Source organism: Shewanella sp. S1-49-MNA-CIBAN-0167 (assembly GCF_040310145.1).
Taxonomy (GTDB): Bacteria; Pseudomonadota; Gammaproteobacteria; order Enterobacterales; family Shewanellaceae; genus Shewanella; species Shewanella psychromarinicola.
Genome location: NZ_JBEOPO010000509.1, coordinates 1 through 234 on the forward strand (window position 1 = coordinate 1; position 234 = coordinate 234).

Sequence of the window (234 nt, forward strand, 5' to 3'; positions counted from 1 at the left end):
GTTCTCAATACCTACGGTTTCGGCAACTTGGCCGCCAAATTTCTCCGCTACGATACCGGTGTTTAACCCTTTACGAGCAGAATAAATTGCCGCTGCAGCACCTGCTGGGCCGCCACCAATCACTAACATATCAAAAACTGATTTTTGGTTTAACTGCTCAGCTTGTCTGCCTGCAGCATTTTTATCTAACTTATTCAGTACTTCAACAACGCTAATAGCACCTACAGAGAAGGC

General features: G+C 45.3%; 1 protein-coding gene. It reads right to left on the reverse strand.

Annotated elements, in window-relative coordinates; genetic code table 11:
• Nucleotides 1-234 (reverse strand): FAD-dependent oxidoreductase (locus AAEZ00_RS22205; RefSeq protein ID WP_351090214.1); only part of this gene is annotated, 234 nt, incomplete at both ends.